10 protein-coding genes are annotated in these 15,703 nt (G+C 56.0%); 4 read left to right on the forward strand and 6 right to left on the reverse strand.

Annotated features, from left to right (window positions below; all coding sequences use genetic code 11):
* Positions 1 to 6: 6 nt before the first annotated feature.
* Together ACFPMF_RS23735 and ACFPMF_RS23740 are read right to left on the reverse strand one after the other, a co-directional pair.
* Positions 7 to 969, reverse strand: coding sequence for a hypothetical protein (locus tag ACFPMF_RS23735; protein ID WP_379849793.1), 963 nt, complete (start codon positions 967 to 969; stop codon positions 7 to 9).
* Positions 970 to 1,157: 188 nt separating this feature from the next.
* Positions 1,158 to 3,245 (reverse strand): M3 family metallopeptidase, encoded by a 2,088-nt coding sequence (locus ACFPMF_RS23740; RefSeq protein ID WP_379849795.1) that lies wholly within the window; start codon positions 3,243 to 3,245, stop codon positions 1,158 to 1,160.
* 468 nt (positions 3,246 to 3,713) lie between these two features.
* Here ACFPMF_RS23740 and ACFPMF_RS23745 point away from each other — a divergent pair, with 468 nt between their 5' ends.
* Positions 3,714 to 4,109, forward strand: coding sequence for a DUF3244 domain-containing protein (locus tag ACFPMF_RS23745; RefSeq protein ID WP_379849797.1), 396 nt, complete (start codon positions 3,714 to 3,716; stop codon positions 4,107 to 4,109).
* A 75-nt stretch (positions 4,110 to 4,184) separates the two neighbouring features.
* Here ACFPMF_RS23745 and ACFPMF_RS23750 read toward each other — a convergent pair whose 3' ends face one another.
* Positions 4,185 to 5,351: a hypothetical protein gene (locus ACFPMF_RS23750; RefSeq protein WP_379849799.1), complete on the reverse strand. Its 1,167-nt coding sequence runs from the start codon at positions 5,349 to 5,351 to the stop codon at positions 4,185 to 4,187.
* Positions 5,352 to 5,485: 134 nt separating this feature from the next.
* On the opposite strand from ACFPMF_RS23750, the gene ACFPMF_RS23755 reads away from it, so the two are divergent.
* The gene (locus ACFPMF_RS23755) at positions 5,486 to 6,721 is read left to right on the forward strand and encodes a DEAD/DEAH box helicase (RefSeq protein WP_379849801.1); all 1,236 of its coding nucleotides are present in this window, start codon (positions 5,486 to 5,488) and stop codon (positions 6,719 to 6,721) included.
* Positions 6,722 to 6,727: 6 nt separating this feature from the next.
* Positions 6,728 to 7,900 (forward strand): exo-beta-N-acetylmuramidase NamZ family protein, encoded by a 1,173-nt coding sequence (locus ACFPMF_RS23760; protein WP_379849803.1) that lies wholly within the window; start codon positions 6,728 to 6,730, stop codon positions 7,898 to 7,900.
* Positions 7,901 to 7,949: 49 nt separating this feature from the next.
* Here ACFPMF_RS23760 and ACFPMF_RS23765 read toward each other — a convergent pair whose 3' ends face one another.
* From ACFPMF_RS23765 to ACFPMF_RS23775, 3 genes are all read right to left on the reverse strand, one after another.
* Complete coding sequence (locus ACFPMF_RS23765) at positions 7,950 to 9,380, reverse strand: alpha/beta fold hydrolase (RefSeq protein WP_379849805.1); 1,431 nt, start codon at positions 9,378 to 9,380, stop codon at positions 7,950 to 7,952.
* A gap of 69 nt (positions 9,381 to 9,449) precedes the next feature.
* On the reverse strand, positions 9,450 to 10,259 hold the full coding sequence (locus tag ACFPMF_RS23770; RefSeq protein ID WP_379849807.1) for an AraC family transcriptional regulator: 810 nt from the start codon (positions 10,257 to 10,259) through the stop codon (positions 9,450 to 9,452).
* A 92-nt stretch (positions 10,260 to 10,351) separates the two neighbouring features.
* The gene (locus ACFPMF_RS23775) at positions 10,352 to 14,437 is read right to left on the reverse strand and encodes a glycoside hydrolase family 9 protein (protein ID WP_379849809.1); all 4,086 of its coding nucleotides are present in this window, start codon (positions 14,435 to 14,437) and stop codon (positions 10,352 to 10,354) included.
* Between the two features lie 351 nt (positions 14,438 to 14,788).
* On the opposite strand from ACFPMF_RS23775, the gene ACFPMF_RS23780 reads away from it, so the two are divergent.
* Complete coding sequence (locus ACFPMF_RS23780; RefSeq protein WP_379849811.1) at positions 14,789 to 15,604, forward strand: LytR/AlgR family response regulator transcription factor; 816 nt, start codon at positions 14,789 to 14,791, stop codon at positions 15,602 to 15,604.
* Positions 15,605 to 15,703 lie beyond the last annotated feature (99 nt).

The following is a 15,703-nucleotide window of genomic DNA, read 5'->3' on the forward strand; positions in this document are numbered from 1 at the left end:
AAACGGTTACCGCTCCATGGTGTAAAATTCGTACCGGATTTGCCAGGTAAATTCCTTGCCCGGTTCGACATTGATGGCAATATACGGTTCGGGCGACAGGTTTTGGGGGTTCGACCAGAACGCCAGTTTGGCAATCGGACGGTCGGCCCGAATCCGGACGCCCGCGCCGGTTTTTGTATTTTCAACCCGAATGTCGTAATCGGTGGCAGTGGGTCCGTAGCCTTCAATCAGCGTGTAAATGCTCTCCCGGTTTTGCAATGGACGCCGGAACGTCAGTCCCCGGGCCGTGCTGGCGAGGATATCCTTCAGGTCGCCGGTTGGCTGGATGGCAAACGGAAACTGCATCCGAAAATCCGGTCCCGACGGCTGCTGGTCGATCACCAGAAAATTGTGGTTGTAGACGGCGGTTTCGATGCGCTGTTTTCCGGTGTTTTTCAGCCGGTGTTCCAGCACCAGTTCGGGCCTGCCTTTGGTGAGTTTGACGATTTTCTCGTATTCGTAAGAATACCCGGCAGCCTCCTTGAGTACGTGCGTAAACCGGACCTGATCACCTTTGGGCTGAACCGACCATTTTCCCTTGTTCACGTGTTGATACGGGGCCACAAACTTATACGGTTCGTTGTCGATTTTCCGCAGGCTGCCCACGCCAATCTTGACGAACAACTCGCCGGGTTTGGCCTGGTCGTAGCCCAGCGGATCGAAGGCTTCGACCGGCCCGATGATGGCGTCGTGCAGGTACGGATCGTAGTGCGGAAACCATTGCCCGAAATACGTATGGCCTTTGTACTCCAGATTCGCAATGACCCCCGCCCAGTCGAAGCGGGTGCCCCGGTAATAACCGGTTGCCGTGTCGGGCAGATACAGCGTTGCTTTCACGGGACCGTTCGTAATGACGGCTTGCGGAACCTCGTCGATGGTCCAGGCAACCAGCGAACAAGTGACGAGCAGGGAAAGGATGTATTTAGTCATTGTCGGGGTTTATGTTTTACAGGTCTGGAGTATTGCGTGTATGAGCTGCCGATCGGGATTTGAAATCCCGATCGCGCCTGTAGCCGATTTGGAATCGGCCTTGTTGCTTCTCGGTTCGGATTACAAATCCTTACCAGTCAGGATCGGGATTTCAAATCCCGATCAGCAGCCGACTTTAGGTTGATCCGTTACAACACCTTCAGCAAGCCCCGGCGACGGAGCAGCGGTTTGATATCGGGTTCGGCACCCCGGAAATTTTTGTACAACGTCATCGGTTCGTCGGTGCCGCCCCGCTCGAGCACGTTTTTGCGGAACGACTGGGCGGATTTCTGATCAAATAATCCCTTTTGTTTGAAGACTTCAAACGCATCGGCATCGAGCACCGCAGACCAGATGTAGCTGTAATAACCTGCCGAATACCCGCCCGCGAAGATGTGCTGAAAGTACGTGCTGCGGTACCGCGGAGGAATCTGTTCGATCAGCCCGATTTTATCCATCGACTGTTTCTCAAAGGCTAGCACGTCGGTCGGTGTCTGGTCGGGCGTCAGCGTGTGGTAGGCCATGTCGAGGAGCGAAGCCGCCAGGTATTCGGTGGTTTCAAAGCCCTGGTTAAACAGGCTGCTTTTGTTGATTTTCTCGATCAGCGCGTCCGGCAGTACCTCCCCGGTTTTGTAATGCCGGGCGTAGAGTTTCAGCATCTGCGCTTCCTCCGACCAGTTTTCCATGATTTGCGACGGTAGTTCGACAAAATCGCGGGGTACCGACGTGCCCGACAGGCTGGCGTAGGTTACATTCGACAGCAAACCGTGCAGGGCGTGGCCAAATTCGTGGAAGAACGTCCGGGTTTCTTCCAGCGTGAGCAGGGCCGGAGTGTCGCCCGACGGGCGCGAAAAGTTGCAGACGATGGAAATTACCGGCGCGATTTTCCGGCCTTTTTCCACTTCCTGCCGCCGGTAGCTGGTCATCCAGGCTCCGCCCCGTTTGCTGGCGCGCGGGTGAAAATCCATGTACAGAACCCCGACGTGTCGCCCGTCGGCTTCTTTGACCTCGTAGGCCAGCACTTCGTCGTGGTAAACCGGCAGATCTTTCCGAAGTTCGAAACGCAGGCTGTAGAGCCGGTTGGTCAGCAGGAAAATGCCTTCGCGCACGTTGTCGAGCGAGAAATACGGTTTCAGTTCCTCGGTATTCAGGGCGTATTTTTCCTGGCGGAGTTTTTCGGCATAATACCGCCAGTCCCAACTGGCCAGTTTCTGGTTGCGCCCTTCTTTATCCATCAGCGCCTGCAAGTCGGCGGCTTCCTGTCGGGTGACGGGCAGGGCGGCCTCCCAGAGCTGGTTCAGCAGGTCGCTCACTTTGGCCGGGGTGGAGGCCATGCTTTCTTCGAGCACAAAAGCCGCGTGGTTGGCGTATCCGAGCAACTGCGCTTTTTCGGCCCGGAGCCGGACCATCCGGGTCATGATCGCCTTGTTGTCGCGGGCGTCGTTGTGGTTGCCGCGTTCGAGGTAAGCCTTCAGAATCTGCTCGCGGAGTGCACGATTATCGGCATATTGCAAAAACGGCATGATGCTCGGATTCTGCAGCGTAAAAACCCACTTTCCCGTTTGCCCCCGCTTTTTGGCTTCCTCAGCCGCGTTGCTAACCAGCGAAGCGGGCAAACCGCTGAGGTCTTCCGGCTTGTCGATCACCAGCGTGTAGGCGTTGTTTTCGGCCAGCAGGTTTTGACCAAATTTCAGGGTCAACACCGACAGTTCCTCGTTGATTTTTCGCAGCTGTTCCTGCTTGCCGGCCGGGAGGGCGGCTCCGCCCCGTACGAAATTTTTATACGTTTTTTCGAGCAGACGTTGCTGCTCGCCGGTCAGTTTGAGTTGGTTGCGCCGGTCGTATACGGCTTTGACGCGCTTGAATAAAACCGGGTTCAGGGCGATATCATCACCGTTTTTGGCGAGTTTCGGGGCAATCGACTGGGCTATTCTCTGTAGGGCATCGCTCGTATTAGCGTTGTTGAGATTGAAAAATACCGTACTCACCCGACTGAGCAAATCTCCGCTCGCTTCGAGAGCTTCGATGGTGTTGGCATACGTTGGGGCCTGCGTCTGGCCGGTGATCCGGGCAATGTCGGCGGTTTGTTGTCTGATGCCTTCGTCAAAAGCCGGCTCGAAGTGTTCAGCCTTAATTTTATCGAAAGCCGGAACACCAAACGGCGTCTGGTACGCACTGAAAAAAGGGTTGTCCGCAGCAGGTTGTCCGTTTGCTGACTCACGTATCGTTAGTAACATGCTGGCTATCAGAAGTGTGTATGAAAGTCTCATAGGAGTAGCGGTTTGTTGATGTAACCAAAACTACAGAATCGGGCCGCGAAAGACAAACGACCGAGTGCGAGCAGGATGTTCACCATCGGTCGCCCAATCGGGCCGACGGTTTTAACCACTCTTCGCAGCACTTCAACCCGGATTTTAGCGATTTTAGCGGGTAGTCGATTGATTTACAGGTACGTTGTAGCCCATATTTGTATCGACCAAGGCAGACAACCCCACCGCTTAAACGGCACTATTCGCCGGTCCGTTTGTCCGGCAGTGAACAACAAATGTCCGGGATCGTACAGTGAGAGCTCTTGAGTAATTGTGTAAATGACTGATTATTAACGTTTTGTTAAATTGGCACAGCATTTGAATTTTGAGTAATCGAACATGTAAACAACAAATTTCAATTTCATAAACAACAACAAATACTAAACAACGAACGCCATGTTAAATGTACTGAGTAACCTGATTTGTGCCGCGCTGGTAAGCGCATCTGTCAATGGGGGAGAAACCAATGCAGCTCCCAAAGCCCTACCGTTTGAAGTCAGCACGTATGTAACGGCCGAAAACAAAATCCGGCTGTCCGTCGTCAAATCAGCTCCCGAATCGGTAATGGTGTTGCTGCGCAACGACAAGAAAGAAATCCTGTTTCAGGAAACGATTTCGAAAAAAGAATTGAAATATGCCGCCAAGCTGGATGTGAAAAACCTGGCCGATGGGGCCTATGAACTGGAGTTTAAATCCGCCCAGGGAGCCATCCGCAAAACCGTAAACGTGGCCACCCAACCGGTAGCGGCTCCAACGCGGTCGGTGGTGATGAACACGCCGGCGGCTGAATAAGGCGATTGGAGATCAACCGGGGAAACCACCTCTGTGCGCAACGGAGGTGGTTTTTTGTTGGCTGACTGGTAGACGTCAGTTTTTGACCGGAACGGCAATGGTTCGGGCGAGCGTCAGAAAACCGCCGTTGAGCGTTTCCATTTCGGTGCGCTGGTTGCCGATCCAGAAACAGGCGTGGAAATCGCCGTTTAATTCGTAGGATCCGCTATAAAAAGGCGTGTCGTCGTGCAGGGCGAGGTTCTGGCAGAACGCCCGTGTGGAACCCGTTGGAACCGGTAATAGTGTTTCAGTGACAGCGCCTGTGGGGCTGACTTGCCAGACGACCGGCAGTTGCCGCCGGTAATCCAGGATATTCAGGTGGAGATTGCCCCGGCTATCAAGGGCCATTTCGTGCAGGCGTTGCGAAGCCGGATCGACCGGCTGATGCAGGGAAAACCGGGTTTTGTTTTTCCAGATGGTCGGCGTCGGTGCCGAGCGGTCACGAAGGTCATTGCGCTCCCCGGCGATAAAAACGCCCTGTTCACTGGGTAAAATAAAAAAGGATAGCGATTTAACCGGCTGGTTGTCTGTCTCTTCGAACCGGACGATATCGTTCGGGTCGACCGTCCAATACCCGGGATGCACCACCGGCTGGCCGTCGGTTTCCAACACCTGTACTCCGCCAACGAACAATTGATTATTGTACACGGCCAGGTTGCCGGTGCTCAGTTCACCACCCGCCACCGCCTGCGGAGATCCTTTCAGAACGATCCGTTTCGGGGCCGAACCCGGCTGGATCTTCCACAGAACCGGCTGGAAATCAATATCGCCCAGCAAATACAGGGCGCCCTGAAAAAAAACAAGGTCACGGGCTCCGGCTTTATCGAATGCCAGGTCACCCGGCAGTGGCAGGTCTATTTTACGGCCATTCTGCCAGTAACACGGTTTTGTGCGGTCGTCGTCCGGGTCGACAAAATACCCGGCGATGTAGAGGTCGTTTCCCTGTTTTTGGAGGCCGTAACAGCCGGTTTCGCGGGCCGTGCCCATCTCCAGTCGGTGGAGTCGCTGGTTTTCCCAGTAAACCGCCACGTAACGCCGGGCCGGGGTATCCAGGGACTGGCCGGTGGTATACAAAACGACGGAGTCGGATTGGGAAACCGGATCGGGTGAAATCCGTTCGGCGGTCTGGCAGCCGGGCAACGAGAGGACCAGCAGCCAGACCGCCAATCCGGCGATGAGGCCGGGAAGCGGAAACTTATTCATCAAGTATCTGTTGTTTGGGAATAGGATTCGGGCAAAACCAAAAAGGTTGGAACGGTTTTTCGAAACTATTTCCCTAATTCGCATTCCCAACGGGCGGAACACGCCCGCGGCCCGGATTCCAACGGATACCTACCATGAAATTTGACGATTATTCAATTGCTCCCGAAATCAAACGGAACCTGGAAAGTCTGGGCTTCAAAAAGCCCACTGACATTCAATTTAAGTCGATTCCGCCGATTCTGAAGGGCGAAGATGTGCTGGCGATTGCCCAGACCGGCACGGGGAAAACGGCGGCTTTTGCCATCCCGGTCGTCAGCATGCTTTACGAACGGAAAACGTCGCGCCGATCCGAGGGCATCAAGTGCCTCGTGATGGTGCCCACCCGCGAACTGGCGCTACAGATTGCGGGTGTGTTTGAGCAGATTGCCCGCCATCTGAATCTGAAAGTATTTTGCGTTTACGGTGGGGTGGAGCAGGGGCCACAGATTCAGCAACTGGAAGCGGGCATTGACATCCTGATTGCGACGCCGGGCCGGATGTTTGATCTGGTCAGTCAGGGATACATCCGGTTGCAGCGGGTGGAGGTGTTGATCCTGGACGAAGCCGACCATATGCTTGATCTGGGGTTTATCAAAGACATTCAGGACCTGATGAAGTTTCTGCCCCGGAAACGGCAGACGCTGTTTTTTTCGGCCACAATCAACGAGAAAATCAAGAAACTGGCGTACTCGCTGGTGCATAATGCGATCCGGATTCAGATTTCGCCCAAAGATCCGGTGGCGAAAAATATCGACCATTCCGTGGTCATGGTCGGGATGGACGACAAGCGGTTTTTTCTGGAACGGCTCATTAAGGAACACGCCGACAGCAAGATTCTGGTCTTCGTCCGGACAAAAATACGGGCCGAACGCGTCCTGAAAGCCTTGGCGCGGGTGGGTATTCCGAGTGAAACCATCCACGGTGACAAGGAGCAGAAAGACCGTTTGCAGGTGCTCAACCAATTCCGGACGGGCGCGGTGAAGGTGTTGATTGCCACCGATATCAGCGCGCGTGGGATCGATATTCCGAATGTGGATTATGTCGTCAATTATGACTTGCCCGAACAACCCGAGAATTACGTTCACCGCGTGGGACGAACGGGGCGGGGCACGCAGAAAGGGCAGGCGTTTTCGTTTTGCAGTCCCGAAGAAAAACCGATTCTGGACGAAATCGAGCAGTTTCTGACCAAGCCCATCACGGTGGTGGCCCTCGACAAAGACACCTACGAGGAAACCGTCGATACCAGCGCGGAAGCCTCGTTTGACCTCAAGGCGCTGATGAAAGAAGCCGAGGAGTTTGTCATGAGCCGGAAGAAGAAAAAGAAGAAGTAAAACCGTATGGCCGTCCGGCTGGGAATTGATGTTTTTCTGGATCAATGGCGTGATTTTCGGTCGAAGAAGCTGGCGCTGGTAACCAACCACGCGGCTACCACCTCGGCTTACACCCCGTCCCGACAGGCCCTGCAAACCGCCGGTTTTCGACTGGTCCGGCTGTTTTCGCCCGAACACGGCCTGGAAACCGTCGGCGCCGACGGTCGTTTCATGCCCAACGGAACCGACCCGCTGACGGGCTTGCCGGTCATTAGTTTGTACGGCGACCAACTCCGGCCTGCCGCCGGCGATCTGGCGGATCTCGACGCCGTTGTCGTGGATTTGCCGGACGTGGGCTGCCGGTTTTATACCTACCTCTGGACGCTGACGTACGTGATGGAAGCCTGCGCGGAACACCAGAAACCGCTCCTGCTGCTCGACCGGCCGAATCCGCTTTCCGGTACGCTGGCGCGGGCAGAAGGCCCCATGCTGGACGAAAGCCGCTGCGCATCGTTCATCGGCCGGTGGTCGATTCCTGTCCGGCATTCCTGCACGTTTGGCGAACTGGCCCGGTTCTGGCAACACCAGCGGCTGCCGACCCTCGATTTGACGGTTATCCGGGTGGAAGGTTGGAAGCGTTCCCGGTTTCAGGCGGATTGGCAGCCCTCTTTCGTGCCCACGTCACCCGCTATGGTCAGTCGGGAAGCGGCTCTGCTGTATCCCGGTCTGGGGCTGCTCGAAGCGACCAATCTCAGCGAAGGACGCGGCACCGCCCTGCCGTTTCGGGTGGCGGGTGCACCCTGGCTGGAGGCCACCACGTTGGTTGCCCGGTTCAACGCTCTGCAAGTGCCGGGTGTGGTGGCCCGGGCGCTGATCTTTACCCCACAGGAGGGCAAATACGCGAACCAGTTGTGCCGGGGGGTACAGTTTCACGTCTGCGATGCGGCCCGGGTAAGGCCGGTTTTTTCGGCGATGGCTTTTATCAAACTGGTCAGGGACCATCATCCGGAAACCTTCGGCTGGCGTCCGTACCCCACCCTGATCAATCCGACGGGCGAACAGCATCTGGACAAACTGCTGGGGATCTGGCAGGCCGAATCGCTGTTTGAAGAACCGCTGGATGCGTTTCTGAAAACCGCCCGGGCGGTTTTGTTTCCCGAAGCCTGGGCGACGACGATCAGACCGTTTTTAGGGTATTGAAGCGGCCACAACGGTTACGATTTACATCGCAAAAGTCCTGCACAGGGCGTCAATAAACCACAATGTCGGGACTGGCCGATTCGAGTTTCTGGTACGGATTTGTCAGAAAGGACTGCATAAACCGGGTCATCTCCGGCCCGCCCACGCCATGTCCCTTATTCCGGAACAACAGCCGCTGACTGTTGGGCATGTAATGATGAATCATGTCGATATAAAGCGGTCGGCAGGCGTTATCCAGTTCGCCATCGGCCAGCAAAGCCGGTTTGTTGGAATAAAAAGGTTGCTTGGTTTCCGGTTTGACGGGCGGCACCTGCCAGCAGTCACACAGTTCCCTGTATACGTCATTGATGTGATACCCCTTTAAATACGGAAACGCATCGTAGAGCTGCTGGCTAATTTTTTCGCGGTGATAAGCGGTTTGGTCCGCACAATACACCGACAGGCGCATGCCTGATGGCCCATTCCCGGACTCGAACGTGTCATCGAGGAAGCGTTTGATGTATGGATAATGAGTGCCCTTGATGAGGTCGGTAATGACCTGGGGGAGTCGTTTCAGGCTGGTGTTCACGATAATGCCCAGTAACTCACTGCGGGTATAGGCAATGCGCACGGTATCGGTCGTGCCTTTCTCCAAATACGGGATGTAAAAGGTTTTGCCACCGATAGCCGTGAAGTACTGCTGGAATCGTTCTTTCAGATTCCCGTATACGGTTTTGTTGGTCGAGTCCCGGGCGACGCGTTCGAACAGAATCTGGAGCGACTCATTGAAATTGGCGGGTTCATCTTCATCGATCGGGACAAACGTCGGCAGCGGAGAGTCCAGAATGAGCGACCGGATACGGGACGGATCTTTCCGCAGAACCGCCAGCATGAGCCCTCCGCTGTAGGAGATGCCCGCCAGATTGACGGAATCGAGCCGTAACGTGGCGATCAGGTCGTGGATATCCGACACGGTTTCGTCCGTATTATAACCGGACAGGTCGATTCCCCGGGCTGCCAGCGCGTTTTTGTAGCGTTTGACGCCGACCACCATCATGCTGTCTTTGTTCAGGTTTTTTCGGTACGACTCTTTAATGGCCTCGCTCAGCTCGGGACTGGATAGATGCGGTACGGCATAGCGGGTTCCCCGTTGCTCCAGGGCAATGCAATCCCGGTCGTTGATCACCAGGGATTGGGCGGCCCCTTTGGCCCAGCCCAGCGAACTGGCGCCCGGTCCTCCACCGGTGAACAGGAGTGGGTCTTTCTTTTTGTTCGGGTTCTTGCTTTCAACCAGCACGAAAGGAAGTTTGATAGTTTTTCCGTTCTGCTTCGACCGGTTTTCGGGAACGATCAGGTAGGCGCAACGGGTGCGGAAACTGCTGTCAATCGCAACCGGACAGGCGCAGGGCTCAAGCGGACGGACGGTGCCCGGCTGTGCCTGGGCAATACCAATGGCTAACTGGCCTACTACCAGGCTCTTCCGGATCCAACGTTTGTTCATTGTATTGTGCCGAATGTTTCGACAAAACAACGGGAAAACCGCTACCGATTTTAGTAAAAAACGGACATTTTACCCGATGTTCTCCCGCAAGGTTCGACCGGTAAATTTGATGACGTCCTTGTAAAAATGGCTCATGTCGAAATAACCATAGTCGTACGGCGTAAAAGCCTTTTTGTCGGCAACATAAGCGGTGAGGGCCGCCCGGGTCCGGACCGTCGCGAGGTAGGTTTTAGGTGGGGTTCCGATCACCCGGCTAAAATAGCGGTTGATGGTTTTGGACGTGACAAACAGCTGGTCGGCCAGTTGGCCTGTTTTTAATTCCATGCCGCTGGCACCGAAGGTGCCGATGGTGTCCGTCACAATCGTTCGGTAATGATCGGTTTTTTTTCGGAGCCGAAACTGCTCCAGAAAGAATTGTTGCAGCAGTTCAAGCCGTTCTTCAAAAACCGCTCGTTGTTTGATGTGTTGCAGCAGGGCGGGTGGCAGGACGGTTTCCAGATTCACGACCTGATCAGCCAACTGCGCCTGATTGATACCGAGTACGGCTTCCAGTCCGCCCGGAAAAAATTTGACCGTCAGGATGTGATCCGTGGGCAGGTTGTACCGCTCCACCAGGGTGTTCCGCAAAATGAGTACATCCGTGCGTGAACCGATCTGGTAGTTCCTCGGACCGACGGATAGTTGATACGGCTCCCCCAGATTGATGTAAAAGGTTGGCGTCCAGCTGGGAAACATTCGGATGTTGAAGCGGTTATTGGCGACATGGCGGAAGGTTTCCGTAGCCGATGACTCCGAAAAAAACTCAATAAAGTCGGCCAGTTCGTTATCAGGAACGTGGAACTGGTACAGCTTCCGGATATTCTCGAAAATTTCCGTCATCGGATTCAAGCAGACTGACCGGGGTGAAACGCTGCTAAAATAGCAAAAAAACGGGGCAGGCAATTGTCTACCCCGTTTCTCCAGGCCCGGTTTTATTCAATGATGAGCTTCTTTGTCACCAGCGCCGTTTCACCCTGAACGGTAATCAGGTAGTGGCCCGACGCTAAGCTGCCCACCGGAAACGCGTGGTCGGGTCCCGAAACCGTCAGGGGGCGTTGCCGCAAAATCCGTCCCTGCGCATCGGTTAGCTGCACGACAACAGTTTCATTGGGTCGAAAACCGCGCAATGAAAGGTTGACGACGCCGGTCTGCCGACCGAGCGGATTGGGGTAAATCTGAACCGCCGGTTTTCCATCGGGTTCTGCCGACGCCAGCCGGGCCGGGCTGGCTCCCGAAAGCTGGAGGTTATCGATATAGAAAACCGAATGGATTGCTCCGCCGGTATCCTGAAAGAAGAGATCGTTCAGGGTGGTCGGACTGCCCAGGCTCGACAACGGAATGCTCACCAGCGTCCAGGTGTTGGCCGTTGGGCGAACCGTATAGCCCTGCGAACCCGAATTCAGCGTGACCTTGAACTGTTGCCCAGCCGTGGGGCCGCCGTGCACCCAGAACTGCAATTGCGAATACCCCGACAGGTTCACCGCCGGATTGGGGTGTAGGTACAAACCGCCCCAACCCGCCGTATACTGCAACGCCAGCGATTTACTACCCGCTTTAACGGGCGATGCGTTGCCGTAATTGCGCGTGATGCTCCACGACCAGTCGAGCCAGCCGGTTTTTAGTGCATCGTCGTAAATCAGCAAACCGCCCGGCGTTGGGTCTGTGGTTCCGCCGATGACGGTGACGCTGGTCGTGGCCGTGCTGGAACAACCGTTCAGGCTGACCGTCAGTGTATAGGTGCCCGAAGCCGCCGGAGTTGCATTCGTAAGAGCCGGATTTTGTACCGAAGCCGTAAAGCCATTCGGTCCGCTCCAGCCGTACGTGGCACCCGTTCCGGCGCTGGCGGCTGCCAGCGTAATGGTTTGCCCCGTCGAAACCGGGCTGTTGCTGGATGCCGTCGCAGTTGGGAGGGGTTTGACGGCTACGGCAGTGCTGGCCGTGTAGGAATTGCCGTTACTGATCACCGTCAGCGTGTAGGTGCCCGAAGCCGCCGTCGTCACGTTTGTAAGAACCGGGTTTTGTACCGAAGCCGAAAAGCCGTTCGGACCGGCCCAGCTATAGGTCGCGCCCGCTGCCATATTTGCCACCGTGGCCGATAGGTTCAACGGTTGACCCGCGCAAACCGGGCTGTTGCTCGATACCGAAACCGTTGGCGTCGGTGGGGGCGTGGTGTCACCCGACGAGCCCAGTTGAATCAGGTCGAAGTAAACCGGGGCCTGCGCAGTGTTCGTTACATCCTGAATAAAAATGTCCCGCAGCGTGGCCGGATTCCCAAAAGCCGAGAACGGCACCGTCACCAGCGTCCATTGGTTGGCCTGGGGCGTAAACACGAACGATCCGCTGCTGTTGATGACCACCTGCATCCGTTGCCCGCCGGTGGGGCCGCCGTGCACCCGGAAGGTCAGATTTGGATACGTGGCCAGCGAAATCGGGTTGTCGGCGTGCAGGTACAACGCGCCCCAGCCCGCCGTGTTCTGCACGGCCAATGATTTGCTGCCGCTGTATACGGGGGAGGCTGCGTTGTAGTTCCGGGTGGTGCTCCACGACCAGTCGACCCAACCGGTTTGGAGGGCTTCGTCGTAAATAAGCAGCGACGACGGCTCCGGTTGCGGATTGGTGCCCGTTACGGAAACAACCGTGGGGGTCGTGGCCGAACAGCCGTTCAAACCAACGGTTAGCGTATACGTGCCCGAAGCCGCCGTGGTTACGTTGGCAATCGACGGATTTTGCGCGTTGCTTACAAAGGCATTCGGGCCTTTCCAGCTATAATTCGCTCCGGTTCCGGCGTTGGCGGCTGTCAGCGTCAGCGTTTGACCGGCGGTTACCGGTGTGTTGCTCGAAGCAGTTGCGGTTGGTACGGGGTTCACGGTCACGGCGGTAGTCACGACCTGCGGAGTTCCGCCGGCCGGCGTTACCGTCAGCGAGTACGTTCCCGAAGCCGTTGCTATTGCGTTCGGAATGACTGGATTGGCCGCTGTGGATGAAAAACCGTTGGGGCCACTCCACCGGAAGCTTGCATCGGCGGGGGCATTGGCCACGGCCAGGTTCAGGGTTTGTCCGGCACAAACCGGGCTGTTGCTGGAGGCCGAAACCGCCGGTGGGGGCGTGGTGCCGCCCGGACTCGTGAAATACGCCACCAGGAACGTATAACCCGCCTGGTTGTAAATGGCCGGTTCCGAAATTTCCCACGACGGTTCGGGGTAACTCGTGTTCCAGTTGCGGTACGCTTTCATGGCCGGCTGGTTTTTGGGCGGAGAAGACGTTCCGCCGTAATACACATTCGGACCACCAACCAGAAAACCGGGGGCGGGACCAAACTGCGACGCAGCGCCATCATACCGCGCCGACCCATCGCGGAACCAGCTGTGGTAAAACTCATCGACGCTGTTTTCGGCCCCGGCATTTGCCCCGCGCGGCCCCATATTGCTCAGGTACGTCCACGATAATGGATTTCGTCCGTGGAAATAATGCAGATACTCTTCCGCAATCTCCCGGTACAGGTCATTTTTGGCCGGATTGACGTCCAGATCAACCGCCAGAATGGGCAGGAGCGCCCAGAGCGCTTTTTGCAGGTTGGAGCCCCAACTGTAATGACCCGTCCACATAAAGCCGAGATACGGATCGGATTTTTGGGTGTGGTACGCTTCGACGGGCCAGTCCATCGTGTTTTTGAACTTTTCCTTGAGTGCGGCCACCACGCCCGGTGTCGCACCGTTGGCTTTGGCGTAGATGTAATAAGCGCGATTCAGTTCCCAGCACAACGAAGCGTCGAGGTGGCCATTGGTGAAGGGGTGAAAACCGTTCTCGCTGGTGCCGCTCACGTCGTTGTAGTGCACATCGAAAAACGCTTTGTACTTTTCGGCTCCGGTGGTTGAAAACAGCTCGGCCGCGGCTGCAATCCGCCGTCGTTTGTCGTCGCCGGGGTTGGAGCCCGCATCGGCAGCTGCCGTTGAGGCTCCGTCTGTGCCGGAAGCGGGCAGCATCGAGGGGTGGGCTTCCAGGTAAGTCCAGGCTTTCTCGGCCGCCGTGCGGAGGGTGGTTACATAACCCGGGTATTGCCCGGCGTAGCTTCCGTACAAACGGGCGGCATGGGCCATCACGGCGGCAAAGGTCGCGGTCGACCAGGTCGTGATGTTGGTGTAATACCGCGGTTGCGTATCCGTGGCCGGGTCGTCCGAGCCATTTTCATAACTCGTGACGGTCACGCGGCTGTGCACCCCACCGTTGTCGGCCTGCATCCGCAGCATCCAGTCGAGCTCCCACTTCAGTTCGTCGAGCAAATCCGGCACCCCATTGCCCGATTCCGGGATGTTGGTGTTGTCGGTAAAAGCGGTCGGGCGGAGTTCGTAGCCGACCATGAGGTTCCAGAGCGTGTGATTCAGAAACGGGATGTACTTGTTGTAATCGCCCGCATCGTACCAGCCGCCGGTGACGTTTCGTTGCGTGCCGGGCTGGGCCGAACTGGTGTAGAGCAGCGCGTTGGCGTCCTGCATGTGGGCCGGGCCGTGGGTCCAGTTGCCGCCGTACTGCGCCGGAATCGAGGTGCCGGATCGCTGGTAATAAAACGTCCGGGTCGATGCTTTCAGGGCGGCCGCGTAAATGTCGTCGCGGATGTCGAATTCGTACGACCGCAGGTTGTTCGTCGGGTCGTAGACGTAATACGCGCCGGGCGTCGTCAGGCCCGAAAAGTCACCGTGCCAGGCCCGGTCGCCCGAATCGTCGTGCAGGTTGCCGTTGTTCCAGGTGGTGACAGTGCCGGTAAAAACCGTTGTATTATCGGACGATCGGCGAATCTGGAACTGGCTGCCGGGCGTGTAGGACGACTGGTTGTTCTGCCCGTTGATCGGGTTGGCAAACACGACGATCTTCCGGGCCGAGGGGCGCCAGCCGAACTGATCGACGATGATCTGTTTGCTGACAGACTGCGCAGCCGCGACCGAAACCGTCAGCCACCCGACGAACAGCCACCGGAGCGAATGCCAGAATCCGTTGCGGAAATGTGGATTTTGTTGCTTCATACTTTTGTTGTTTGGTGAATAAAAAGTTTAAGCTGGTAAAGTAGACCCCAAAACAACTCTGGCTATAGAGAAAGCCGGCTGAAGTGTAAAATTCGATCAATCAATTGGCTATTTTTTCGATCAGAGTAAAACCGGTATGGTCATTTTCAGGCCATTGTCAGACAGGGTGGTTTGCGATCCGTTTGTTGTTGGATTGCAAATCCTAAGCAGGTGGGTTCAAGATTTCAACTCTTGAACAGCGGTTATGTCATTTAAATCAATCAAATCGTGAACAACGGATGAAGGGCAAGCCGATCGTTTTATCGACTTTTGGGTAGGCTTCCTATTTTTGTACGACCTGCCGTGTTGCCAATGAAAAAACCAGTTGCTTCGATCTATAGCCGGGATATTCCGCTGTTTCTGATCCTGTTGCCGTTTATCAATGCCCTCAATTATTACCTGACCTACACGAACATTCCTTCGGGCTGGCGGCTGCCGGCCACATTTCTCATTGACACCCTTCAGGGGTATGCGGCCTGGTGGACGATCCGGACGATCATTCGCTGGCTGGACCACCGGATTCCCTACGAGCGGGGAGTGACCCGGCGGCTGGTGACGCAGTGTGTGCTTACCTCGGTCGCCGGGATTCTGGTGATCGCGGTTTCCACTGAAATCATTAACGCCCTGGCGACGGATAAACCCGTCCCGCGCACGTTTTACACGCACGACATTTTTATCTTTTTCATCTGGATTTTGGCGATCAACGGGATTTACGTCGGCGCCCATTTTTACGAGCGGTTTCGGGAGGCTGACCAGACCAAACAGGAAGCCCTCCGTATCCGGCAGGAGGGGTTGATGGTTCGGTCGGGCAAACAGAATATTGCCCTGCCGTTTGACGACATTGCCGGTTTTTACGTCGAGGGCGATTACACGATGGTGCTGACGGTGCAGCAGAAGCGGTACGTCGTTGAGCAGTCGCTGGATCGGCTGGAGAGCGAGCTGCCCGCCGAATGGTTTTTCCGGCTCAACCGCCAGTATATTCTTCACCGCCGAAGCCTGATGGCCTTCGACCGGATGGAGAATGGCAAGCTCAACGTCCGACTGAAAACGATAGCCGGTTTGCCGGAGACCATTCAGGTGAGCCGGACGAGGGCACCGGTTTTTAAAAAATGGTTTTCTGTCGATTAAATTCAATACCGTTCACGGCGGTTTTTGCTACATCTCACCGATAAAATGCTACTTCGGGCGCTAATTTGCGGGTTTTGTGACGGAGGTTTGCGGGAGTAA

Origin of the sequence: Larkinella bovis (assembly GCF_042655385.1) — a bacterium.
Classification (GTDB): Bacteria; Bacteroidota; Bacteroidia; order Cytophagales; family Spirosomataceae; genus Larkinella; species Larkinella bovis.

Excerpts from the sequence above, each read along its gene's own strand:
- ACFPMF_RS23735 (WP_379849793.1), bottom strand. The coding sequence starts at position 969 with ATGACTAAATACATCCTTTCCCTGCTCGTCACTTGTTCGCTGGTTGCC.
- ACFPMF_RS23740 (WP_379849795.1), bottom strand. The coding sequence starts at position 3,245 with ATGTTACTAACGATACGTGAGTCAGCAAACGGACAACCTGCTGCGGAC.
- ACFPMF_RS23745 (WP_379849797.1), top strand. The coding sequence starts at position 3,714 with ATGTTAAATGTACTGAGTAACCTGATTTGTGCCGCGCTGGTAAGCGCA.
- ACFPMF_RS23750 (WP_379849799.1), bottom strand. The coding sequence starts at position 5,351 with ATGAATAAGTTTCCGCTTCCCGGCCTCATCGCCGGATTGGCGGTCTGG.
- ACFPMF_RS23755 (WP_379849801.1), top strand. The coding sequence starts at position 5,486 with ATGAAATTTGACGATTATTCAATTGCTCCCGAAATCAAACGGAACCTG.
- ACFPMF_RS23760 (WP_379849803.1), top strand. The coding sequence starts at position 6,728 with ATGGCCGTCCGGCTGGGAATTGATGTTTTTCTGGATCAATGGCGTGAT.
- ACFPMF_RS23765 (WP_379849805.1), bottom strand. The coding sequence starts at position 9,380 with ATGAACAAACGTTGGATCCGGAAGAGCCTGGTAGTAGGCCAGTTAGCC.
- ACFPMF_RS23770 (WP_379849807.1), bottom strand. The coding sequence starts at position 10,259 with ATGACGGAAATTTTCGAGAATATCCGGAAGCTGTACCAGTTCCACGTT.
- ACFPMF_RS23775 (WP_379849809.1), bottom strand. The coding sequence starts at position 14,437 with ATGAAGCAACAAAATCCACATTTCCGCAACGGATTCTGGCATTCGCTC.
- ACFPMF_RS23780 (WP_379849811.1), top strand. The coding sequence starts at position 14,789 with ATGAAAAAACCAGTTGCTTCGATCTATAGCCGGGATATTCCGCTGTTT.